Source organism: Lacrimispora algidixylanolytica, from assembly GCF_003609635.1.
Lineage (GTDB): Bacteria > Bacillota > Clostridia > Lachnospirales > Lachnospiraceae > Lacrimispora > Lacrimispora algidixylanolytica.
This window is the reverse complement of sequence record NZ_MCIA01000030.1, coordinates 70,961-95,281: the sequence shown is the minus strand read 5'-3', so window position 1 is coordinate 95,281 and position 24,321 is coordinate 70,961. Positions and strand designations below refer to the sequence as shown.

General features: G+C 41.5%; 23 protein-coding genes. 19 read left to right on the top strand and 4 right to left on the bottom strand.

All coding sequences use genetic code 11. From position 1 onward, the window contains the following. Positions 1 to 53 precede the first annotated feature (53 nt). Positions 54 to 518 carry a TspO/MBR family protein gene (locus tag BET01_RS14380; RefSeq protein WP_120197499.1) on the bottom strand — a complete coding sequence of 155 codons (465 nt, stop codon included), beginning with the start codon at positions 516 to 518 and terminating at the stop codon, positions 54 to 56. Between the two features lie 255 nt (positions 519 to 773). Between BET01_RS14380 and BET01_RS14375 the strand changes: the two genes are divergently transcribed. Then, on the top strand, positions 774 to 1,100 hold the full coding sequence (locus BET01_RS14375) for a DUF4280 domain-containing protein (RefSeq protein WP_120197498.1): 327 nt from the start codon (positions 774 to 776) through the stop codon (positions 1,098 to 1,100). On the opposite strand, the gene BET01_RS14370 is transcribed toward BET01_RS14375, so the two are convergent. Genes BET01_RS14370 through BET01_RS14360 form a run of 3 tightly spaced genes read right to left on the bottom strand, consistent with a single transcriptional unit; the run spans position 1,056 to position 3,235 of the window. Further along, entirely contained in the window at positions 1,056 to 1,535 is a 480-nt protein-coding gene (locus BET01_RS14370) for a pyridoxamine 5'-phosphate oxidase family protein (RefSeq protein ID WP_120197497.1), read from the bottom strand. The two genes, BET01_RS14375 and BET01_RS14370, sit on opposite strands and share 45 nt — an antisense overlap. Before the next feature lie 27 nt (positions 1,536 to 1,562). Then, positions 1,563 to 2,270, bottom strand: coding sequence for an AlkZ-related protein (locus BET01_RS14365; protein WP_243117236.1), 708 nt, complete (start codon positions 2,268 to 2,270; stop codon positions 1,563 to 1,565). A gap of 59 nt (positions 2,271 to 2,329) precedes the next feature. Then, entirely contained in the window at positions 2,330 to 3,235 is a 906-nt protein-coding gene (locus tag BET01_RS14360; protein WP_120197496.1) for a helix-turn-helix transcriptional regulator, read from the bottom strand. A 455-nt stretch (positions 3,236 to 3,690) separates the two neighbouring features. Here BET01_RS14360 and BET01_RS14355 point away from each other — a divergent pair, with 455 nt between their 5' ends. The 18 genes from BET01_RS14355 to BET01_RS14270 all read left to right on the top strand — a co-directional run bounded on the left by BET01_RS14355 (position 3,691) and on the right by BET01_RS14270 (position 24,313). Further along, a complete protein-coding gene (locus BET01_RS14355) occupies positions 3,691 to 4,413 on the top strand; it encodes a LytR/AlgR family response regulator transcription factor (protein WP_158585074.1) in 723 nt (240 codons plus the stop codon). Beyond that, positions 4,410 to 5,714 (top strand): ATP-binding protein, encoded by a 1,305-nt coding sequence (locus tag BET01_RS14350; RefSeq protein ID WP_120197494.1) that lies wholly within the window; start codon positions 4,410 to 4,412, stop codon positions 5,712 to 5,714. Before BET01_RS14355 ends, BET01_RS14350 begins: the two co-directional genes overlap by 4 nt. A 210-nt stretch (positions 5,715 to 5,924) precedes the next feature. Then, positions 5,925 to 7,946 carry a vWA domain-containing protein gene (locus BET01_RS14345; protein WP_120197493.1) on the top strand — a complete coding sequence of 674 codons (2,022 nt, stop codon included), beginning with the start codon at positions 5,925 to 5,927 and terminating at the stop codon, positions 7,944 to 7,946. A gap of 98 nt (positions 7,947 to 8,044) precedes the next feature. Further along, positions 8,045 to 10,213, top strand: a complete 2,169-nt coding sequence (locus BET01_RS14340) for a transcriptional regulator (protein ID WP_120197492.1) — start codon at positions 8,045 to 8,047, stop codon at positions 10,211 to 10,213. Positions 10,214 to 10,488: 275 nt separating this feature from the next. Next, a complete protein-coding gene (locus tag BET01_RS14335; RefSeq protein WP_120197491.1) occupies positions 10,489 to 10,917 on the top strand; it encodes a membrane-associated protease 1 in 429 nt (142 codons plus the stop codon). Between the two features lie 31 nt (positions 10,918 to 10,948). Beyond that, positions 10,949 to 11,374 (top strand): membrane-associated protease 1, encoded by a 426-nt coding sequence (locus BET01_RS14330; RefSeq protein WP_120197490.1) that lies wholly within the window; start codon positions 10,949 to 10,951, stop codon positions 11,372 to 11,374. Between the two features lie 50 nt (positions 11,375 to 11,424). Next, positions 11,425 to 11,850 carry a DnaJ domain-containing protein gene (locus BET01_RS14325; RefSeq protein ID WP_120197489.1) on the top strand — a complete coding sequence of 142 codons (426 nt, stop codon included), beginning with the start codon at positions 11,425 to 11,427 and terminating at the stop codon, positions 11,848 to 11,850. 19 nt (positions 11,851 to 11,869) lie between these two features. Further along, positions 11,870 to 12,424 carry an FHA domain-containing protein gene (locus BET01_RS14320; protein WP_120197488.1) on the top strand — a complete coding sequence of 185 codons (555 nt, stop codon included), beginning with the start codon at positions 11,870 to 11,872 and terminating at the stop codon, positions 12,422 to 12,424. 23 nt (positions 12,425 to 12,447) lie between these two features. After that, complete coding sequence (locus BET01_RS14315) at positions 12,448 to 12,945, top strand: FHA domain-containing protein (RefSeq protein ID WP_120197487.1); 498 nt, start codon at positions 12,448 to 12,450, stop codon at positions 12,943 to 12,945. Next, positions 12,942 to 13,802, top strand: coding sequence for a PP2C family protein-serine/threonine phosphatase (locus BET01_RS14310; protein WP_120197486.1), 861 nt, complete (start codon positions 12,942 to 12,944; stop codon positions 13,800 to 13,802). The genes BET01_RS14315 and BET01_RS14310 overlap by 4 nt, the downstream gene beginning before the upstream one ends. Continuing rightward, positions 13,789 to 15,522 carry a PP2C family protein-serine/threonine phosphatase gene (locus tag BET01_RS14305; RefSeq protein ID WP_120197485.1) on the top strand — a complete coding sequence of 578 codons (1,734 nt, stop codon included), beginning with the start codon at positions 13,789 to 13,791 and terminating at the stop codon, positions 15,520 to 15,522. Before BET01_RS14310 ends, BET01_RS14305 begins: the two co-directional genes overlap by 14 nt. 33 nt (positions 15,523 to 15,555) lie before the next feature. Beyond that, entirely contained in the window at positions 15,556 to 18,030 is a 2,475-nt protein-coding gene (locus tag BET01_RS14300; RefSeq protein ID WP_120197484.1) for an acetate and sugar kinases/Hsc70/actin family protein, read from the top strand. 5 nt (positions 18,031 to 18,035) lie between these two features. Further along, positions 18,036 to 19,325 (top strand): hypothetical protein, encoded by a 1,290-nt coding sequence (locus BET01_RS14295; RefSeq protein ID WP_120197483.1) that lies wholly within the window; start codon positions 18,036 to 18,038, stop codon positions 19,323 to 19,325. Continuing rightward, positions 19,322 to 20,017, top strand: coding sequence for a hypothetical protein (locus BET01_RS14290; RefSeq protein WP_120197482.1), 696 nt, complete (start codon positions 19,322 to 19,324; stop codon positions 20,015 to 20,017). The genes BET01_RS14295 and BET01_RS14290 overlap by 4 nt, the downstream gene beginning before the upstream one ends. Positions 20,018 to 20,031: 14 nt before the next feature. Next, the gene (locus BET01_RS14285) at positions 20,032 to 20,808 is read left to right on the top strand and encodes a hypothetical protein (protein ID WP_120197481.1); all 777 of its coding nucleotides are present in this window, start codon (positions 20,032 to 20,034) and stop codon (positions 20,806 to 20,808) included. A gap of 13 nt (positions 20,809 to 20,821) precedes the next feature. Then, entirely contained in the window at positions 20,822 to 21,484 is a 663-nt protein-coding gene (locus BET01_RS14280; RefSeq protein ID WP_120197480.1) for a hypothetical protein, read from the top strand. Further along, a complete protein-coding gene (locus BET01_RS14275; protein WP_120197479.1) occupies positions 21,462 to 22,895 on the top strand; it encodes a phage baseplate assembly protein V in 1,434 nt (477 codons plus the stop codon). The genes BET01_RS14280 and BET01_RS14275 overlap by 23 nt, the downstream gene beginning before the upstream one ends. An 11-nt stretch (positions 22,896 to 22,906) precedes the next feature. Continuing rightward, complete coding sequence (locus BET01_RS14270) at positions 22,907 to 24,313, top strand: contractile injection system protein, VgrG/Pvc8 family (protein ID WP_120197478.1); 1,407 nt, start codon at positions 22,907 to 22,909, stop codon at positions 24,311 to 24,313. The last annotated feature ends 8 nt before the right edge of the window (positions 24,314 to 24,321 follow it).

Sequence of the window (24,321 nt, the reverse complement as noted above, 5' to 3'; positions counted from 1 at the left end):
AAAGCTTTCGGCTTTTGCCAAGATGAGGCATACGGTCTTTTTGGTAAGCTTAATTAGTTTAAAAAAATAATAGCAAGGTTTAAGTACCCGGCAAAGGTAATCCATAAAAGATAAGGAATCTGAAGCAGTGCAGCGGTTGGATCAATCCGGAAGAAGGCGCGAATCATCTTAACGATTACATACCACAAAAGAACAAGGACCAGGAATGCCAGAAAATAATTTCCCAAACCAAAGAAAATAGGGCTCCAGATGAAATTAAGAAATAACTGGATCGCGTAAAGCAACAAGGCTTCCTGTTTTTTTAGAGAGGGGGAGGTGGCAATCAAATAGGAGCTTACTCCCATAAGTATGTATAAAATGGTCCAGACCACGGGGAATATCCAGCCAGGAGGAGAAAGGGCAGGCTGATTTAAGGAGTTGTACATGGTCATGCTGTTTTTTGAAAGGATCCCAGACACTAATCCAACGGCCAGAGGTATTAAAATAAAGACGATTAACTTTCTTTTGTTTGCATTCATAGGCAGTCTCCTATATGAGTAGTTGATATTATTTTATTCCTGATCCCTTAAGATTATCCACGATATCATAGTTTTGTCAGATTATCTATGGTTTAGCCCATAAGTCTGGCCTGTTATTACATGAAATAGGTTATTTTATACATGATCCCCCTTTTTTTTAGAATATGGTTTATATTGTAATAGAATCGAAATAGGGTCGATAAAAAGACGATTTGTTCGGTGATACAATATTTTTTCTGAGTGAGGTATTATGTTATGAAAGATAAACTTGAGACAGTGGATGGGGTCGCCTTATCGTGCTCCATGGGAAGCTGTTCCTGCTGCTTAAAGGTTCCTGCCAGTCGCAGTACAGATGAAGAAGGCAAACGGCAGGCTACTGTCATGGATTATAAACCAGGGGTCAATATTACTTCTTTTGGCACATGCACGAGAATGACACCTCCCCAGCCATGTGTTCCGGTGGTATTGATCCCCTGGATGATAAAGGATAAGAAAATTAAGATGAATGGTGATATCGCACTTTCTGATCAATGTGTGTTATCTTGCCTGTGCGGGGGAGTCATTGGACTGGACAATATCTAAATCTCCAACTGCTTCCTCACAGTCAATCCATAAGTTGTATTTTGTTGTGTGAAAGATCAGAGTACAATACCCAGGATCATCGGGACCGCTAAAGTGATTCCCCATTCCCGAATACCACATCTCTTGCTTTATCTCAGGGTTTGTTGAAACTTCAATCCAGCCTTTTAAGGTGATGTTATAGGTACCTCCAGTGTTAAAGCATACGCTGGCGTTGGAATTGTTTAAAATTCGTTTTGCTTTGGTGCTTCCAAAACCGGTACAAAAGCTGATCCACTGGATTCCGTGAGATTTGGCTGGAGTGATGGTTGAGGCTGTGGGAACTCCATCTTTGTCAATGAGAGCCAGGACGCAGTAAGGATAGGAGCCTTCCGGTCCGGAATGTACTGTGTTTTGCTGTATCAGATATTCTGCTTTTTCTATTAATTCTTTACTCATGTTCCACCTCCATTTAATTGATAAGCGCTATCCTTTTATAAACTTCATGATTTTTTTAGATTCGGCCATTGGATTGAGCAGTAGAATCTGTTTTGTGATCCCCTCTATTGCCTCATCCTTGTCTATCTCTGCGGCTTTGTCAAAGACTTCTGTGCCCCAGAAGTGTTCCGTAGTACAAAAAACAGTAGAAGACCAACCATATTCTTCTCCTTTTAAAGAACGTTTCTGCTTTCTGCCACACATGGTGAGATACATCTTCATCTGTAATTCCACCAAAGCTCGGTCAAAGGTTGACTTGTCCTCTTTCCCAAAACCGGCTAGCTCCTTAATGGTATGAAGAGGTAACGTGCCATGTTCTAAAACAAGTTCATAAATCTGTTTTGCAGGACTGCTTATAAGACCGTCCATATATTCTTCTTCCAGTGTTCGTCCGCTTCTTCGGACTGCGAGGAACAGAGGAATCCATTCTCTTACGATAAATCCACTTTTTTTGAAAAACAATTTAGCATAGGCGATATCATCGTGCTCTTCTAATACACGGATTCTCCATTCCCAGGGATCGGTATCCCAGTTTCCTGTGTGCCAGGAGATCGGGGTGTCGTATGAGGGGCTTTGATTCCAACCCCAGTTAATTACGGAGTAAATTCCTTCGCTGTTTCCTCCCCCCATGGAGAAACCGGCTTCTAATAAGGTCTCTACAAAGTCAGAATAACTTCTTATCTGTTCATGTATCAATGTAATTCCCTCCTTTATTATAATCCTATCACAAGCAACATGACATCAGTATGTCTTGTTTAGGAGTACTTCTTATAAATCTCTGCTGCGATTTTTTTGATCTCTTTTGCCATATCAATAGGTTTGAGTACCTTTGCTTTATCTCCAAATCCTAGAATCCAGGAGATGGTATATTCTCTGTTGGTATATCCAATCTCCAGACGAAGAAGTCCATCCTCTGTTTCTGTATAGCAATGAGGTCCGTAAGTCTCAATGAGTTGATAGCGAACGGAAGGGTCAAATAAGGCAACCAAAGGCTTGTCATCTGGAAGGGATTCGTTAAAATTCTTTTTTTCTTCCGGTATTTCCTGTGGAACAAACGTTTCTTCACAAAGAGAAAGATCCCATAAGCGCATTAACTTAAAAAGTCGCCAGTCCTTTTTTTTCGGACAGTAGCCAAACAGATACCAAGAGGTCCACTGAAAAACCACCAGGTATGGTTCCAAGCGGCGATGGGTCATTCCTTTCTCATAATAATAGTCAAATTCTACAAGCCGTGTGTCATAAACGGCTGTTTTAATGAGTTGAATTTTTTCTGTTAGGCTTCCTTTGTAGTGAGATGCCAAGTCAATGATCACAGGCTCATGTAAGGATACCGTAGCTTCCTTTTGGGCAGATAATTTATCCAGTGTCTTTTCTAGATAGGACTTGTCCATGACTGTACCAATTCCTTTTAAAGCGGCAATAATTCCAGATAGCTCATCTGGCGTTAAAAGGCTTTTATCAAGCTTATATCCTTCCGCAATAAAGATGCCTCCGCCGCTTCCTTGCTGTGTGATTACAGGAATTCCTGCCTGACACAAGGCTTCAATATCCCGGTTGATGGTACGCCTGGAAACTTCAAATTTTTCTGCCAGATAAGGAGCGGTGACTTTGTCGTTTTTAAGCAGAGTCGTTAAGATTCCAAGTAAGCGGTCAAGTTTCATAGATTCCTGCCTCCAATTTTAACCCGTAAAAAAGATAGTTCACAGGTATCATTATATCCTTAAAAGTCATTATACAATAATTTTGATGGGAGGTGCAATTATGTTTTTTCTAAGAGAGAAAGACAAAAGATTACATGCAAATTTTGGAAGTCAAAGTGTACAATTTTAGCACTTGGGTTGAAAAATGTCGGTTTTCATTATATGCTAAAAAAGCCATAAATATCGAAAAATGTAACAGTAATTACATAAAACCCCATCGGATGCTGACGAAAGACCAAGCTGTCAAAGCGTTCAGTGAAGCAAATAATAGTAAGACTTGTCCATTAAATCTGAAAATCTTCACCTTGTCAGCACCTTTGTAAAATCCATAAAAACGAATCAACAATGAATGAATCACTTGCATGTGAAACATATGAGGTTCTTTATAGTAATACAGAATAGTGGGAGGTATGAAGATGTTGGAAATAGGAGTCTGCGATGATGACCATCTGCTGCTGTGGGAAATGGAAAAATATCTGTTGGAACTTGGATATGAAACCGGAGTAAATTTAGAGGTCGATACATATGCAGACGGGGAAGAGATTGTAAGAGCAGTGATGAAAGGAAAGCGTTTCGATATTATTTATATGGATATCGAGATGCAGAATTTAAGCGGCATGTGCGCGGCAAAAAGAATCAGGGAGATGGACCGCGCGGTACAGCTTGTTTTTGTGACATCTCATGAAAGCTATATGAAGGAAGCATTTCTTGTAACACCCATCGGCTTTCTTGTTAAGCCACTAGATAAGTCGGAATTTACAGATATGTTTAACCATATTTTAAGAATGATCGGAACAGAGGATCAATTTTACCGTTTCCGCTATGACCGGTCAGATTATAAGATTCTTTTAAAGGAAGTTGTTTATTTTGAAAGCAAGGGAAGAATGACTGAAATTGTCTGGGAAGGAGGACGTTACAGGCTCTATAAGAACTTAGAGGCCATTGAAGAGGAGTTAAGGAGCCAGAAGATGCGTTTTGTGCGCATACATAAGTCTTATCTGGTCAATTACTGGCACATATCCAGATTTTCTGCGGACATTGTGGAATTGATGGATGGAATGTGTCTTCCGGTTAGCAGAAGTCGGAGAAAAGAAGTGGAAGTCAATTTATATGAAGCTATGGATTGGTGTCACGTATGAACATTGGGATAAGACTTGCTGCCAGTGTTTGTTTTTCGCTTTTCAGTGTATGGACGATGAAGCTGTATCTGGATACATTTCTGTCGAAAAAAAGTGGGCTTAGCAAGGCAGCAGGCTGGTTGCTTTTCTTTTCCTGGCAGATGTATGGCAGATTTTATCTGTCTGGCGAATTACCGATACACTACCTTTTTGGAACCTTTGCAATTATTGGGCTTGTAGGAATCACTGGTTATGACTCGGCGTTATGGAACCAGGTTACGTTTTCCACACTTTTCGCAGCACTGTGGGAGTTGATGGATATGTTTTTTCTGCTGGGAACCAAGTTCATAGGAGGAGAAGTTGTTGGCATTACGGTTTCCATGTGGCTGTCTAAGATATGCCTTTTTTCTCTAATCCTTGGAATAAGAAGATATATGAAGGCAAAGGGAAGTGAGGGGAATCTACCAGCTCACGGGTTTTCATTTTTGCTTCCGTTTACAGCCCTCATGACAATATATTTTGCCTTTTATATGATTGCAGAGCATTCTGTCTTCCGGGGAGGTAACACGCTTTTTTGGCTACTGATAGGAACTTCGGGCATGATTTTACTAAATCTTCTTGTTTATCCAGCTTACCTGCTTCAGGTAGAAGAAGCCAGGATTAGAAAAAATGAGCGTATGTACGTCAAACAATTGGAATTATTTAAAGAGCAAAGACAATTAGAAGCTGAGGAAACCATCGAGATTCAGACGAAGCGTCACGATATGAAGCAGAAGCTGATATACATTCATGAATTGGCCAAGAAGGAAGAGATAGACCGGTTAATGGACGTGCTGGATCAGATGATAGGGGAAGCTTCAAAAAAAGAACATATGGAAGAGTGGACAGGCAATCTGGTAGTAGATTCTCTGGTCAATCATCTATATCGGGTCGCCGAGACAAAAAGAATCGATTTAGAATCCAAAATCAGTCTGCCCAAAGAACTGAACATAGAAGATACGGACTTATGTATCCTGCTTGGTAATGGTTTTGACAATGCGGTGGAAGCTCTGGAATTTGTGGAGGAAGAAGACCGGAAAATGCGGGTAGACATAAGATATGAGAGAGGTTGTCTGCTTTTGTGCATCAGGAATAAGTTCGCTGATGATCTTAAGATAGACGAGGAGGGACGGTTAAAGACGAAAAAGACGGAAGGTGTCCACGGTCTTGGAATCCGTTCCATGAAGAAGGTAACCGATCGATATAATGGTGCTTTGATTACAGAAGGTGAAAATGGATTGTTTACCTTAAAAGCAATTATATATGAACCTAAAAATGAATAAGGGTATATGGGAGGCAATGAGAAATTAGTTGCCTCCTATTTTTATGAAAACAAGAAACCGTTTCAAAAAACGCCTTTAAAATAACAAAAAAGTACATATTATGACCAAAACTTACATATAAAGTGCTATTTCATACGTTAATGATTTTTTTGTCGTTTTTTATAGTATATTGTAACAAGTAAAAAACATAAACAAGGGTGTGTAAGATCAATGAAGAGATTAAAAAGGGTTTTGTTAGTGCTGTTTTGTTTTGTTTTTCTTTCCCAATCCCAGAGCGCTATGGCAAAAGAGATACCCAGTGAGCAGATTGGTCTCGATGTCATATTTGTTATGGATTACAGCGGTTCTATGAAATCCAATGACCCTGATCAAACGGCGAAGGGAATGGTAAAGGCATTTATCGATACGGTTCACAGTGCAGACATCAGAATTGGATTTGTGGCGTACAATGACCGGATCGTATCATCAGCAGCACCTGTTTCCGTAAAGACTCAGGAGGAACGTGATTCCTTAAAAGGCATGATGGATTCCGCCGGATATTCTGGAAATACAGACACTGGCCTGGGCATCAATTATGCTTATGGGCTGTCTGGTCAAGAGACTGGACGTAAGCGCATGATTGTCCTCATCTCAGACGGAGAAACCGACTTGAAAGGCTCAAAGACAGGCAGAACCTTAGAACGATCAAACGGAGATCTAAAAGACACAGTAGCAGCCTGCCAGTCCCAGGGGATTCCCATATACACCGTAGCTTTTGGAAAATACGATGGTAACAAAGAGATCCTAAAGGAAATTGCCAAGCAGACAAGTGCTGAGAATTATACGGTTGAAAGGCCGGAGACATTAATTGATGTCTTATACGGAATCTTCCATTCCAACATGGCTTACCGCATTCAGGAGATTACAGATGGTATCTACGGAGCAGGTAGTCAAAGCATAAGGGTTAAGCTTGATGATGCTTACCTAGATGAGATGGATGTGCTAATGATTTCTCCACAGCAAATTTTAGATACTACAATTGTTTATGGGGATCAGCAAATTCAGCCAGTTAATTTAGTTCATTATTCCGTAGCAAAGCTATCCGACGTGAAAAGTGATATTAAAGAACTAAACATACAAACAAACACTTCAAAGGATCAGGGATTAAAAGTTTACTTAATCAGCTACCGAAACTTGGTACCTGTACTGGACATCGATGTTGATATAGACAGGAACAAGCCGGTTCCTTTCCGGATCTACTTTAAGGACAAGAATGGTTCTATCATTACCGATGAAGCTTTTTATAAGAATTTCACACCTAAAATAGAGCTTTACGCAGATGGTCAGTCTGCCAATGGCAGAACGACTTTGAATACAGAGGTTAAAGATGGCGTCATAGTAGGGGAAGCAAAGCTTAGCAGCTCCGGAACGTATTACATAGACAGCCGTCTTGACGATGTCATGGAATCCTGTGTATTTGAGACAGTAAGATTACAGGTGGTCAATACACCTCCAGCAGGCGAACTGCCACAAAAGCTTGGACTAAATCCCTTAAGCAAGGAAAAGCGACTTGTGTTAAATGATTATTTTCATGATTCCGATGGGGATGCTCTTACCTATTCTCTGGAAGAAAGTACAAAGAGTGCTGCTAGTGTTACTTTAGATAAAGGGATTCTTACGGTAAAGCCAATAAAGTCAGGAAGGGAAAGCCTTGTGATTAAGGTCTCTGATGGAGAGTCAGCAATATCCTTTCAGTACAGCTTTCAGGTGATTCCTTTGTGGAAGGCATACTGGTGGGCGTTTTTACTGGGAGCCTTGTTACTTGGAGCAATCATTTGGCGAATATTCCATAAGCCTAGGCCAGAACTTGAAGTAATAACAGAAAAGAAAGCTCAAAACCGCTTTCAGGGAAAGATGGATGCCTACTTTATTGGTCAGCCAGAGGGAGAAGAAGAGATTCCGCCCCTTACCTTCCCAATGTACAAGATTAAGGATAACCGGGTCAGCATAGGAGATTTGATGAAGGAATACTCCGAGGCTTCGGAGGCATTAGGGCTTGACCGCATTTTCCTCATTGCAGATGAAGAGAGGCGAATGGTTTTATACCATTCTTCCGATTCTGCCATTATGTTGGGAAGCTCTATCGTATGCAAGAAGATTCAGTATAGTGTATGTTTTGGAGATATCATAACCATTACTTCGTTAGAAGGAGATTACGATCTGGAGATTCATTATATCTCCATGATCCAATAAGTTTATATTTGTCAGTAATGTTGTTTACGCCTCTTTTCCAATTGATGGAATAAGGGCGAATAAATAAAAGTAACAAGTAAGAGAGAGGGAGAGCGCCGATGGAAACGATTACACAAACAAACCGGACGATTCTGTTTTCCGAAATTAATCCTGAAAAGTTGAATCTTCTAACGCTGATCGGGGATGTGAGAGGAAAAACAAGTCTTGATGATGAGAAGATTAAGGAAATCAATGAAGTACTTCTGGTAGAAAGCTTTGAGGATTTTTTAGAGAAATTTGCACCTGTTGTTTATTCCTGGTGTGATGCCAACACTGGTAGCATCCAGTACAGCCTCATCAAGCCAGAGAATTTACCAGACAACTGCATCACTGAGATACCTCTCAATGAAACAAATGATTTGTTAAACATGCTGATTACTCTGCAGGGAGCTAAGGGCGCATTGGGAGTTGCCAATGTGGACTTTAAATTCAGCAATATTCTAGACATGATCTCCCCTAAGAAAATCATGGAAGACATCCGTCAGGTACGAAGAGAAGTTCAGTATACCTACGGCAAATACATGGAGCTTGACGAGGAAGACCCAAAGAAGCTGGATATGGGAGATAAGCTTAATTATCAGTTTGAACAGGCTAGTTACAATTACAACAACGTACTGGCCATGCTCCCACTTGCCATTGAAGATATTAAGACCAGACTCCTTTTAGGCAGCGGGGAATCCGCCCAGGGAGGCCAGGAATTTAGGGCAGGTCTTTTAAGCATGGGAGATGACGGTGAGCTTAAGATTCTTGAGATGAAGCAAGAAGAAGGAACTCAGCTTGCATTGGTGGACGATCAGATTAATACAAGCCTTATTGAGACCTTTAAGGACGATTACGACGCACTGAATGATACTCCTTCTGACTATGTAAGAGAACTAGTGGTAAGAACCTTCTGTCCACTTACATCTACGGTAGAAAGCAGTGTGGACCGTGAAGTAGAGGTTAAAAACTATAATACCTACTTAGAGTTTTACAAAAAGAGCAAGGACGATTTCGTAAAGGCAGTAAAGCCTTTGATTGAAAAAATATTAGGAGTCAAATCCTTCTTTGAGCAGTATCAGGTTAAGGAAAAAGGAATGCAGCCTAAGCTTCTCATTACCAACACTCCACTTGAGATGATGGTAAAGTCAAGCAATTTACCAAGGCTGATCACTTATTTAAATACGACCAATGATAAGAATGAGTTTGAAAACACACTGTGGTTTGGTGTGGTACCTGATGTGGAGTTTAACCAGTCAGGGGGCGGAAAGCTTCAGAGAATGCGTTTTGCTGGAAATCAGAAGGAGATTAAGCCGGGAACCAACACCATGGAAAGTCTGGCAACCTTAATGAATGCAATCAACCCTTACAAGATTACTACCTTTTTCAGTTTCGCCACAGGAGAGGAAAGTACCTTCAGCTATGTGGCAACAGAAGGTATCGGTATCTTTAAAGATAAGTGCGGTCCTCTTATGAAGAGAGATTTCAGTGAGTTTGTGGTTCCATGTATCCCGAATGTGACCATTATTCCAAAAGATAAGTCAGGCCTGATTCTTGATAAGCGTATGCTCATTGATGATGATGGTAGAGTGGCTCTTTCTGAGGAAAAGGAAGATGTCATGAAGATGTGGATCGAGGGTGTATACGTGGGAGCTTCCTACGGAGCAGCCGGGATTACAGCCGCATGGCAATGTCCAGAGTATTTAAAACAGAGATTTGGCAATACGACCAAGGAATATCCGGGCGTACGCTATGACATAGAAGCAGGTGACAATGCACTTTTAGTGACCACCAGCATGACCAAAGAGATCTCAGGATTTACAAACACCATTAAAAATTCCATTAATAACACTGGTTTTGGCTTTGTGTTCACCTCAGATAATGCCCAAGTAAAAGGGCGTGAAGTCAAGAACATCATGGTTTACAAAGCAAGGAATCTCTTAAGCAACGGAAGTGAGTACGAGCCGATCTATAAAACCCTTGTGGTTACTTACATCGAGCGGATGCTTCGTTTCTACAGCGGAGATTTCAAACAAGACAAGATTTTACAATTCTTTAGCAATAACCCAAGCAGCCAGAAGAGCAAATGGGATGCCAATCGTCAGTATGTGAATTCTCTCTTACAAGATGGGGATGAGTTAGACTTTAATATTGACGAGAAGAATGGAATCTGTAATGTGTTACTGACCTTTAGTAACACCACTCGGAATTTAAAAGTGGAACTGACCAGAAAAGGACAGTCCGCGTAAGAATTGCGTGATGCCCGCAGTAACAAATGTGCATCAGGGTGGAGGAATAACGCTTAAGGCCGTGTGTCTATAAGTTATTCCCAAATGAGTAGGTTTTGTGACTTTATTCGATAGATGAAAAGCAGGTAAATGGTGATATACCTGCTTTTCGATCCCCCAATATCCAGATAGATTAAAGCGGATATTAGGGCGGAACATGATATGGGTATCTGAAAGCAGGCATTGACTTGCTTATAGATTACAAACAAACATTTATTAAGAATGGAGGAAGAAATATGGGACTTAGAATGAAAATCACAGGAAGCGAATCCGTTGATTTGCGTGAAACAAGTATCGTAAAAGTGGTATTTGGGGCAGATATTCCTCATGATTCCAATGCAAGATCCACCGATCTTGGTTCAACCGTTTTGGTTGAAGGAAAGATTTTGGCAGCAGTAGGTGGGGAAGCAGCAGACGATACCAGCAAGTTGGCTAGATGGTCTTTGGTACCCGCTGAAAATTCCGATTGCTATCGCAACGTACAGATTGATGTTGTCAATGCATCACAGGTAGTAAGACAGATTACAGTTCCGAATGCATTTGTTGTGGATTATACAGAAGATTTCACGGACGAAACAGGAACTGGAATATTTAAACTTCTGATCAAACAGAAGAAGGACAAGATGACCACCTTAAAGTTTGAAGGCGGATTCAGCGGAGAATAATAAAAAACGCATAGAAAGGAAGGGATAAATTATGGGATTTACTTTAAAAGTTGAAGGGCCGTCTACAATCGACCTTGGAACCACAATTATGACAGGAGTTAAGTTTAGAACAGACATTCCTCTTGATTCCAATGCACGTTCCACCGATATGGGAAGCACAGTAGAAATTACTGGTAAGATTTTAACAGCAGTGGATGGAGATCCTTTTGATGCTACCAGACAGCTTGGTCTCTGGTCTTTAGTGCCAGCAGAGAAATCCGACTGCTACCGCAAGGTAACAATCGAAGTGATCGCTGCTTCTCAGGTGATTCGTAAATATACATATCCAAATGCATTTGTTGTAGATTATAAGGAAGATTACGGCGATACAGAAGGCGTAGGAACATTCCGACTGATCATCAAGCAGAAGAAGGATAAGATGGCGCAAATCGCTGTGGAAGGCGGATACAGCGTGTAAACATGCAGGGGCTGCCGTTTCGGCAGCCCTTTTTGTAAAGGAAATATAATATGCCCGATTATTACAAGATTCTTTTCGTATCCACGGATGCAACGGATAAGGATATCAAAGCAGCTTATAGAAAGCTTGCAAAGAAATATCACCCGGATGTCATAAAAGATGATAAGGAAGGAAATAAGAAAATGTACGAAATTCAGGAGGCCTACGGGGTCCTGAGTGACGTAGTAAAGAGAAAACAATATGACAGAGCCCGTGCCGGGAACAAGGAACGAGGCAAAGAGCAAAACAAAGAACAAAGGAAAAATGATGAGCCTTCAAAGGCTGCTCCTGATATGAGCCAGTTTGAACGCTTTTTTGGATTCCAGCCGGGGAAAGGTATGGAGACATACCAGGGGGCAGGTCAAAAAGCCAGGAAACAAGGTGGTCCTGTAAATCCAGATGATCTGTTTGCCGCTTTCTTTGGAACAAAAAAATAAGAAAGGAGCCGGATTGCATATGAGACCAAGTAGAGCATTAAAAATCGGTTTTGATATTGCTATTTTAATCAGTGTGGTGTGTTTAAGCTTCCTGTTGATATACCAGGGCAATCCTCCCTTGTGGGCGCAGGTCATAATTATAATCTTTGGTCTTTTTTCAGCAGCAGATCTGATCGCTTTGCTTGGCGCTAGGAACTCTGTAAAAGAATTTCAAAAACCCCCAGGTTCTGATTCTTTAAAGACGGACCAGCTAGTGCTTTTAGATGAACGTGACAAACCCCTTAAATCATGGGATTTAGCAGGGAGAACAGCTCTTATCATAGGAAAGAAGAATGAGAACGAAGATGTTGATGTGGACTTGACGGAATGCGAATATAGTACCTTCATTGATGAACTGCACGGAGTTCTTAATTACTGTTTGGATTCCTGGTATTTAGAAGACTTAGGTTCAAAAAACGGAATTAAGATCAAAAAGGTGGAAGATGGCGGCTGTTATAAGGTAACCAATCGGCCGTGTAAAGTTTCGGCGGGGGATGTGATCTATGTTGCAAATACCCGCCTCTTACTGACATAAGAACAAAGATTGGAGATAAAAGCATGAGCTTAGTAAGATGTCCCAATGGACACGTTTTTAACGCAAGGCGTTACGGGAATACCTGTCCATACTGCCAGATGAAATTAAAAGAGGAAACAGAAGAGAAGAAGCCTTTGGGATTTGAGCCTACCATGGAGCTTTTGGAGGAAGACATCCTTCCAGTTTGTGGCTGGTTGGTTTGCATATCCGGTGCAAGAGTGGGAATGGACTACAAAATCCACAGCGGAAAGAACTTTGTGGGCAGGGGAGATGATATGGATATCCAGATTCTGGGAGACAATGACATCAACCGGAAGAATCATACAATCATCGTCTATGACCAGAAAAAGAGAAATACGGTCATATTGCCAGGCGATGCAGCAGGACTAGCTTATTTGAATGAAGAAGCCGTTTATGTACCCACAGAGTTAAGACCTTACGATGTAATTGAGCTTGGAAAAAGCCGGTTCCTGTTTGTTCCCTTGTGTGGAGAAAACTTTGAATGGAATGATCAGAAATGATGATGACGATAGTGAGCGGTCTGGGAGCGTTATTGTCGGTTTCCCTTTTGGGAAGGATAATTTTGTTTGCCAGAGAACATTTAAACCAGAAAGCCAAAAAGCATAAAGCTGTCGGAGGGGAAGCGGTAAGCCAGACCACCGGAGACCAGGAGATTCAGGCTGATGTTTCTGAGATTATGAAAAGTCCGGCAGGAACCCTTGCCATTTTATCTGATGGAATGGGCAAAGCCAATACTGGAAAGGTATGCGCAAGAATTGCGGCAGATACCCTTCTTGACGCTTATAGGTCTTATGAGGTCTTGCAAAATCCAGAATACTTTTTTAAGACTTCCTTTCGTGAGGCTCATACACGAATCCAGAAAACCATTGGAGATAGAAGGGGAGGAGCCTGCGTAGCCGCAGTTTTTGTCAATGGACGAACCTTACATTACGGCTTGGCTGGGAATATCCGTGTAGCCCTTTTTCGGAATCAGGAGCTAATTCCCATAAGCAAAGGGCAGACCCTTGATGTCCTTGCGTTAAATGCGTTTGAAGAAGGAGTTCTTACAAAGTCTGAGGCGGTCTGGTCTATGGAAGAAACCAGAATCTGGAATTATCTTGGATTAGATGGATTTCATGAAATTGAAATCTGTGAGCCTCCCATACGTTTGAAGCCGGAAGATGTAATTTTACTTCTTTCCAAAGGAATTTATGAAGCTCTGTCCTGGGCAGATATTGAGGATATTCTTTTAAAGGATCTTACGATAAAAGAAAAGGCCGACCTCATAGTAATGGAAGCAGAAAGAAGAAAGAGCCTTGAGAAAGAGAATGGAAGCGTTCTGCTTTTAAAGGCGGAGGTACCTTATGAGAAGAATTAATTCTGAGTTCCGGACTCGGTATATATCCGAAGAAGGGCAAAAGCTGGCGAACCGAGATTATTTTGGTTTTGTGGAGATGGATGATTATGCTTGTTACATATTGGCTGACAGTCTTGATGGAGAACTTCAGACAAACAGCGCCAGATTTGTGGTAGAGAGCCTGATTCGCAGTTTTGTAGAAGGTCCTTCCATGAAAGCCACAAAGCTTAAGCATTACATGGGTCAGGCTCATAAGGAACTTTTAAAGCAACGAGGCGGAATGTATTTAAAGGCTTCTGTTACTATGGTTGTTACCGATTATAAGAAGCTCTGTTATTGTTACGCAGGCAATAGCCGTTTTTATCTCATTCGTAACGCCAGAGTACTCTTAAAATCAACCGATCAGTCTTTAACACAGAACTTGTTAAAAGAGGAGATCATTACCTTGGATAAGGCGGCTGCCCATGAGGAACGAAATAACCTCTATTCGTTTTTGGGAGATAGAAGTCAGCCGGAAATTCTTGTATCCAAGAAAATCTCCTTGGAAAATGGAGATAGCTTTGCCCTCCTGACCAGAGGGGGGTGGGAGAATTTAGGGGAAGAGGAATTTTTAGAATTATTTAAAGATGCCAAGGAACCAGAGGAGATACTGGAAAAGTCAGAAGATTTAATTCTTGGGAGACAGGAGACAGAGGAAGTAGATAATTACAGCCTTGCAGTCACCTTTGTAGATAAGGTCTACCAATCTCCTAAAAAGAAAATTACAGCAAAGCAAGTCCTTATGGTGGCAATTCCAGCAGTGCTTGTGATTGGTGGAGTCAGTCTTGGTTTTTATCTTAAAAATCGCAGTGTAAAACAAAAAGAAGAGAGCCTGGAGCGTCATCTGACCAGTGGACTGGAATATTTAAGATATGACAATTACCAGAAGGCTTCTGAAGATTATAAAGAGGCAAAGAAGCTGGCAGGCAGCTTAAAGAAAAAGGATTTGTCAAAGGAAGCGGACCGTTATGAAAAGCTTGCAGAACAGATCATACTTTCTGACGCAGCCATGAGTGCAGGCGATTATAAAAAGGCCCAGGATCTTTATTTAACCGCCAAACAATTGTCAAAAGAAGCAGGGAATACCGGAAAGAAATACATTGAAGATCAGTTAAAACAGACCAGAGATTATATTGATGTTTTTGATCTCATTGAAGAAGGACAGCAAAAAGAAGGATATGGAGATATTGACGGAGCCGTTCTATCGTACCGTAAGGCGAGAGATAAGGCAGCTGCTCTTTACTTTACTGATGGAAAAGAAGAGGCCATAAAAAAACAGTCAGCCCTGGAAGAAAAGCTTAATAAAGACAGTCAAAAGACGGCCGCATCCGCTGCATCGGCGAAGGAAGAATCTCAGGCGGCAAAGGATAAGGAAGAAGAATCCAAGCAATCAGAAGAGGATAAGACCAAAAAAGAGGAAGAGGAACAACGGGAGTTAGAAAACCAGCAAAAGATAAATGACCAGAAAAATGCCATTGATTTGGAGAACAAAGCCAATGAGCTCTTTGCAGAAGGAAAATATGAAAGTGCAATTACTTATTATAAGACTGCACAATCCATATACACTCGTCTGGAGCTGACAGAGCTTGCAGATGGAATCAATGGAAAAATAAAGGCGTCGAAAACAGCCATAAAGGAAGAAAAACAAGAAACTGCCGTAGATGAGACTACTGGGGAATATGGCCCAGGACTGGGCAAATAAAAGTCCGATAAATAACAAAGCGAGGAAATGCACATGAGCCGATATACCTATACCTTACATCCGGGAACGACGGAGCCAGAAAAGGGCACCTACAAAAGAAGCAAACTGGAGAAGATGACGACGTTTCAGCTCAGCGAAATATGCCGGAAAGAAAAACTAGTGATGTCTTCCGGAAATTACATGGACCGGGAAGGTCTTATGCGTCTGATTATGAGGTTTCGGGGACAGAAGGATTATCGGCATATTGCTGAGGCGTTGGAAGGCGGTCTTTTGCGCCTTCAAGATTTTCTCGACCAGAATCACATGGATATCAACTCCAGTCAGGATGTCATCATACCTGGAACTATTATTCTTTATGAGGGAACTGGATTAAACGAGCTGGATCAGTACAAGGTAAAATCAGATATCGCATTGTATGAAGGGAATTTATTGTTAGTCGATGAAAATCTTCAAATCTACACCTGTTTTTACTTAAAGGAAATAGAAGATACCTGGATTCTGTTTCAGGGGGCGAGTATGCCAATAAAGCCCCTTACAAAACATCAGTACTCCATTCTTTATTTTCCAAATGAGAGGGATTCCGAGTTCCTTTACGACTGTTATCAGGGAAACGTTAAGAATGTTCCTGGACGGATAGAAGCGGTCCGTATTCCCCTACTTAATATTGAAGTCAAGGAAGTCACAGACACGGATCTTCCCCTTGTCATAGACTTTGGAAGCTCCAATACTACCATGGGAATCTGCCTACCAGATGGAACGACTAAAATAGCCAGAGCAGGAAATGGCAATATCATACCAAGCGTGATTGGCGTAGAAGAAACAGAAGAGGGCAAACACGGATTTTTATTTGGATATGAAGCACTGGCGCTGGAAAAACAGAATTACCAGGATGAGGATGTTCCTGTGTTTTTTGATATCAAGCGTTGGGTCAGCGATTCTGCCCGGTTGGAAGGTGTCATTTTAAAGAGTGGGTTTAAATATCAGATTTCCAGAAGGGATATGCTAAGCGCCTTCTTAGAGTATCTGATGAATCTGGCGAAACAGCAGTTTAAGTGCCGGTTTAAAAACATACAGTTTTTAGCTCCTATTCGTCAAAAGGAAAAATTTCAGGATTTGTTTAAAGAACTACTTCCCGGATACAACGTAAACTGTGAGCTAGATGAGGGAATGGCAGTACTTTTTAACACCATTCATGGAATGATCCTAAACAATCAGTATGAAAGAGGACGTTGGTATCAGGCGTTAATTATTGACTGTGGAGGAGGAACCACAGACTTAACCTCCGGACGCTTCTCAATTGAAAACAGCCGTATTTCCTATACCATTAATTTAGAGACCCGGTATGAGAACGGAGATACCAATTTTGGCGGCAATAACTTAACCTTCCGCATTCTGCAGATGCTGAAAATTAAGATTGTCAGGGCTCTTTCCATTGCGGGTGAGGAATGGGACGAACAATCCCGAGATGAAGGTGGATTAAAGCGGATCAATGACCAATACGAGAGAGCAGAGGCAATTTTGCCTACCCGTTTTAAGAAATATGAGGAAAAAAGCCGGAATCATTATTTTAGAGTGAAAAATAATTATTACTATCTGTTTCAATTGGCGGAGGAAGTGAAGAAATCCTTCTTTCAAGCTAGCTTTCAGTATGAGCTTTTTATCAATACAGAAAAAAATCAGATAAACAATGAGATGTTTTTGGACAAATGGAAACTTTCTATTCGGGATAAGACAGGACTCACCCATATCGATCAGGATATCCGTTTTCCTCTTTACTTAAATGAGATTGAGTTTTTGCTCCAGCCAGATATTTACCATGTTATGGAGCGCTTTTTGGACCAGAAGTTTGAGCAAGGGGAACTCCAGGAATATGAGATGCTTAAGCTAACTGGACAGTCTTGTAAATCAAGACTTTTTACGGAAGCCTTAAAGCAGTATGTACCAGGTAAGCTGATTCAAAGCACAAAACGAGAAGGAGACGATGCCGGACTAAAGATGTGTTGCTTGGAAGGTGCTCTCTCTTACTTCATGGACTGCAAACGTGGATATATGAAGGTGAATCAAGATTATCAGGTGCGGACCTTGCCTTATGAAATTATGGCTTATACCCATGAAAATCAGGAGAAAATTCTAATTCGAAGTCTGGATGAAGAAGATCAAATTGGCTGTATCTCCCGGTTTATGGTAGGAAAACAATTGGATCTTTATTTAAGCGATGAAAAAGGAAAACGACTGAAAGCGTATTACTTTGAATATGATACCGAAACCTTTGTCAGAACGACTCAGGAGGAGATTGAACGAGAGTATGAAAAAAGCGTAATCCAGGAGGAAACAGACACGATTTTAGAGGGTGAGATGAAATTCTTTGTCTGGGTATCAAGAAAACGCTGGGGCTTTTTGGTGTTACCGGTTCTTCGGGAAAATGAAGTGCTCTATAAAGGAAAAGAAACATTTTTTGATTTTGAGGATGATACCTGGGAAGAAAACTTTTTTGATGGGAGGAAGTAGCTTAAATGGATCAGATGGAAGAAATGAAAGCAATGATCCGGGAGGAGATTCAATCCATCAGTGATCTAAAGGAACGGATCACGTTTAAAAATCTGATGGAGGGAGTTTTTCTGGAGCTATACGAAACAAATATCCGAATGTATCAGATGTTAGAAGAACGGGTCATGAATGATCTTGTATATGATATCAATCGTTATCTGATCCGTACCGGGCTTGTGGAGCGGTCTTATATGGATCAGTCCCACCACCTGATGTCTCCCATGTGCGGGGAAGATATGGACATCCCGGTTTATGAGGTTTCTGATATAAGAAAAAAACTGAAAGAAGAAGGTAAATTTCGGATAGCTACGGTATTTCTTCCGTGTGATGCCTTGGAAGTAAGAGAGATCTTTAAAAACCAGGAAGGTTATACCGGGATTTTGAAAGCAGGAAAAGAGTATCCGGTAGAAATACTTCTGGAACCCAGCAAGCGTTATCTTGATAAGCTGGAGCATTTATATCATCTCTTTATGAAGAATGGGATTCCATGGAAGACCATCAATGCACCGTATTTATTTAAGATGGCGGATATCTGCATTACTGGAATACCAGATGAGGCAGCAGACGATGAGCCAGTCACTAATTTTGGGGGAGATTTTGGGGAATACAACCGGTTTGTTCATTACGATATGATCCCCATATGGAATGTATGGCATTTAAAACTGGAAAGCGTAGGCTTCCCAGTCGCCTGCAGAGACCATGAAAACTATGAGCATGTGATTTCCATTCGGGATTATGGCAGCGGACACGCCTATCTGGTGGAAGAAAAGGCTGGAATCCGCAGTGTAAGACAGAGTGGGGAAAAACTTCTGGTCACGGGCAAAGTGGAAAGTGCCAAGAAGTGGGATGTGTATATGATCCGGGGTGGCTCAGATAATAAGATTGACCGCTATACCTATCCGGTTATGGAGAATTTAAGAAAAGACGGATTTGCAGAGCGTTTTCAGGGGAAGGCAGGACAGATGGTAAAGACAAAAGGGGAGCTGGAACGGTTTATCCGGGGATTTGGCCTTGAAGATTACGTGGAATATCAAGATTGTGTTCTGGAAGAGGATAAGGGGGAACAGCAGGAGACTTACCCCATGAATTTTTTTATGGAAGATGAAATCAGAGACCGAAAGGGGAAAAAGCGGCTTTTGATATATTTCAAACCAAAGGGGAAGGAGCGGTGGCTCTTAAGGGACCTGGCAAGCTTTGTTACCTCTGAAGTACAGGAATTATACCCGGAATATGAATGTGGAGGAAAGCTGGTATGAATTATTTATGGGAAGTCATGCTTAAGCTGAGAGAGCAGGGACTGTCAGAGCGTACGGTCCGTTATCAGATGCCACATGATTTCAGTGCCTACATGGAGTTATCCATGCCCTATTTAAACCAGGAGTCCATAGAGGAACATTCTGGAGTGGAAGTAAATCCTTATTACCGGTTTTATAATATCTTTAAGGACTTTTTTAGGCCGGATCTGGAGGAGTTTCCGAAACTTAGAGAAAATCTCTTTCACTTGATTTTTCATATGCTGGCTCAAAATGATGCTCTTTCCGGAATGACAAGAGAGGAATACTACAAAAAGCTTTTGTATGAAGATTTTATGGAAGATGCCTTTGGATCTGATGCCAGAGAGGCAATTGCTTTGTTTGGACGGGATGAAAGGGAGTTTATATTGAGTGGGTTGTTAAAGCAATATGAAACCGGAAGTTCTTTGGATATCTTCAAGGACATGATGGAAGCACTAATCACCAACAACATTGTGTATCACAGCAATCAAAACTCCTTTGAAATCCTAGTTTATATTGGCTGGAAAAAGGACAAGTCCCTGGCTGATAAAATGAAATTTTTAATTAAGATGTTTGTGGAGCTGCCATATCACGTGGAAATTTATTATGAATATCATTTTGGAATTATGGGCCTAGAAGAAACCATGTCCATGGATGAAATTATTATGTGTTGACGGAGGAAAAGGGAATGTTTCAATACGATTATCCCCAATTTGAAAAGAAACGCCTGCTAAGAGTGGAGATGCTTGATAAACTGAGAGATTACCCAAAGAATTATCTGGATCTGTCACTTAAGGAGTACGGCGACGGTGTGATTTGTGGCTGTAAGATTACTTGGGATAACGAAAGGCTGTCCATAAATTCTGGCATGATCTATTGGAAGAAGAATCTTTATTTTATGGAACAGCCTTTTGTTATAGATTGCAAGGCAGAGGATAAAGTCCGCTATTTAAAGGTGCAATTCATGGCGGAAATTAGGGAGGCTGGAAGGATCACTGCCAACACCAGGATCTTTTTGGAAGATAAAAAACCAGATCCTTCCTGTGAGATGGAGCTGTGCAGATTTCGGCTTCAGGAGGGAGCCAGACTTCGTGACAACCACGAAAACTTCCAGGATTATTCCACGGCGTTTGATACGTTAAACATCATAAGCCAGCCTTACGGGGCACCTGGGGGAACTACGTTAAATCCTTGTATCATCAGACAGTTTTCAAAGGAAGTCTTAAGAAGCGGCACTTTAGATCCTTTTGATATAAGTTTTTCCACTGTAGCTCTGGCAAATCAAGGGCATGTGGCTCCAGAGATATTACAGGAATATCTCTTAGTAAGGTTGGAAGAGGATTACTCTAAAAAAAGCAATAAAGAAATTTACAGTGGACTTTCGGAGGTATTAAGAACGAGAAGAAATGGGGAAATAAAGAGAACACAAGGCAACCAAGGGAAACGAGGCATGATGCTTTTATAAAAGGAGGACGACCATGTATCTGGATGAAAAAATCGCCTTAATGGAACGAGCCAGAAGGCAAAAGGAAAAGATGGACCGGGAAGAAGCAGAGAAAAAGGGAAAAGAAGATAAGGAACATAAGATTGAGCTAGAGGAGGCTTTAAAAGGAATCTTAAAAGGCCAGTTATCCCTGCCTGACGGGGAGCATCTGGAATTTGAGCCTCGGTCATATACCGATCAATTGGTTCCAATGATCGTGTTTAAAAATTTCTTTCAGGCTTCCAAAGAGGACGAGGAAGGTGTAATTTACGTCAATCATGATAAGAATGTCAGCCAGGTTCTTTCCTGGCCTAAAAAGTTTGTAAAGCCGGTTCCTTTTTCTTTGTGGGATAACCAGCTTGTAAATGGCATGGCTTCCAGCGGTCTTCATGCCAAAGTGGAAAAGAAGAATCAGCTCCAATCGCTGGAATATCTCTGCTTTGAGGTGCCTACAGGAGAAGGCTGGCTTTATAATGTGATATTTCGAAAAAAGGGAAAGGGACAGACGATTTCAGGAAATTATAATTGCCTGAAAGAAGATAAGGATACCTACGGAATCATTTTGGAAGCAATGGTGATGGCACTTGATCAGTGGTTTATAGACGGAGAAAGGGGCGTACTCTTTGGAGAAGAACATGGGGAAGAACAAGGAAAATGACAATGGAGCGATTACCTACAAGGACCTATATTTAGGGGCTATAGGGATCGCTTATTTTCGTAAGATTGAGATCATTGAAACACCAGGAGAACATGCCAGCCTTTTTGTGGAAGCAGTCTTAAACAGTGATACCAGTGAGAATGCGTTTCATGAAATAGAGGATACCATCTCTCTTGTGTGTCAAAAAAATAACAAAGATCAGGTGTTATTTTATGGAGTTTTAAAACAGATAGCCATGGACCGGGATGGAGATGAGCTGATAGTAAGGATTCAAGCGTTGGACGGAACGTCTCAAATGGATGTGGAACGCAAAAAGAGACTATTTCAAAATCCTCAGATGGGTGTTCATGAACTAATTCGTCAGGTGATGAGTTCCTATTCAGGCTCTGACCATGTGGCCCATATTCCAGATGTTCCAATCGGACAGCTTGTGGTTCAATACGAGGAAACGGATTGGGAGTTTTTAAAGCGTTTCTTATCAAAGTACAAGGAACATTTATATCCAGATCCAGCGTTTCCAGACATCCGCTTTGAAGCTGGGCTCTCTCCAAAGCCAGAGAGCAGGGATTTTAATAAGCTTCCTTTTACCCTGTCCCAGGACTTTGTATTTCTTGGAGCAATGAAGGAAAATGGCTGCAATGATCTGACCCGGTCGCAAAATGCCGTTTATGAAATAGCATCTTATGACATTGTATCCATTGGAAGTCAGGTTACATACAAAGGCAGCTCCTGGTTTGTAGAATCCGCCAAGAGAACCCTGAAAGAAGGGCTTTTCATAAACAACTATCGTTTGCGTCAGAAGGAAAGTCTTAAGCGGCTTACCTATTTCAATGAAAGAATTACAGGCGTCTCTTTGGAAGGGACCATTGCTTCTATTAAGAGAAACCAGGTACAGGTAAATATGGATATAGAAGCTGGAAGCGGTGAAAAGTACTGGTTTCCATTTTCCACGGTGGCGGCCTCATCAGACGGCAGCGGTTGGTATTGTATGCCGGAAAAGGGAGAAAGCATCCGAGTATATTTCCCAGTGGCAGACGAAAAAGAGGCTTATGTGGTAACCCACACAAAAGGACAAAAGCCGGGGGGTTCCTCCTCAGATTCCATGGGAAATCCCAATCATCGAAATATCCAGACGGCTCAGGGAAACCAAGTGAAGATGACGGAGGAAGGAGTCTTGATTGCCGCAGGAGATGGTCATGGAAGCATCTTATTAAAGAAGTCGGGAGAAATTGTGTTGGACGCTCTAAAAGACATTAAGGTCCTGGCCGCTGAAAACTTAAACATAACAGCAAAAAATGATTTGACAATCAAGTCCCAAATCTCAGTCAAGGTGGCAAGCAAGTCTGGAGCAGACATTGAGATAAAAAAAGGAACTGTTGACTTTCACGGAGATGAGATTCACGAAAATTAGGAGGTGTTTATATGGCATTTACAGCGGAACAGATTGTGATAACAGGAATTCCGGTGGAACATTTAAACGGACTTACTATAAGCTGCGTGCCAGGGGAGCATAGTTGCCTAAATTTAAGCGGTTATGCGGCATCGGAAAATGGAGAGGAAGCTCTTTTTGAATTTACTGAAAACGATTCTATCACCATTTCAGTAAAAGAGGGAGGAAGATTATTTTCCGGAATACTCACCAGTGTAAGTTTGACAGAAGAAGGCGGTGGCATTCGAATCGAAGCGGAGGCAAAAAGCCGAAGCATTCTTTTAGACCAGAAGAAAAAGTCCCGGTCATTTCAGGATGTTTCCATTACCTATAATCAGTTATTCCAGACCATCCTGGCAGACTATCCAGGCAGTGAAATGAAACTCTCTATTCCAGATAAGCCACTGGGAGAGATCGCCATTCAGTATGAGGAAACGGATTGGCAATTCATAAAGAGGATGTTGTCAATGCTAAATGGTGTCCTTACATGCCGTTCCGTATCAAATAACATCAGTCTATACGGAGGAATTCCAAATATACCGTTTGGAAAGTGGGAGTATGAAAAGGCCGGATATCGAAAAGAGATGGGGGAATATTCCTACTGGTCCATGGAGGGGGGATCCGTCAGCGACAACGATTTCCTGATACTTGATGCAAAAACTTACTATGTACCAGAGATTTTTGAACAGGTATCCGTAGAAGGAAAAAACTTTGTCATCAGACGGTTATTTAGTGAATTAAAAAAAGGGCTGATATACAGCCACCTGGAACTCCAAAAGAAGGAAGGAATTCTCCAAAGATCCAGGTATCCCATGCACATCATCGGTGTAGCTCTTAATGGCAAGGTGTTAGAGATCTCAGGAACCAAGATAAAAGTTCATTTGGATATCGATAAAGGAAATGGAAAAGATGTTTATTGGTTTCCGTTTTCTACATTGTCTGCATCTCCTGATGGCAGTGGCTGGTACTACATGCCAGAAAAAGGAGATAACGTAAGAATCTATTTTCCTTCCAAACATACAAAGGATGTCATTGCAGTTAGTGCAGTTAGCTCCTATGACGGTAAAAGTGAGGGTGTCCCAGACCGGATGGGCAGCTCGTCCACCAAATATTTAAGCAATCCTCACGGTCAGGAGATGAGGCTGGCCGCAGATGGAATTTATCTCTCCAGCAGCAAAGGGTCTGCCAGTGTAAAGATTGGTAATGGGGGTGATGTTACCTTAAGTGCTAAGGGAACCATTCAAATCGAAGCACAAAACAACCTGGAACTATCTGCAGAAGAGGCCATTTCATTGGAAGCGCTTGAAACTGCGGTTGTAACCTGTGTAAAGGGCGGTGCAGTTAAGATGATATCAGACGGAAAGCTGCTTATTCAGGGGACGGAAGTAAAGGTGAATTAGGAGGGGAA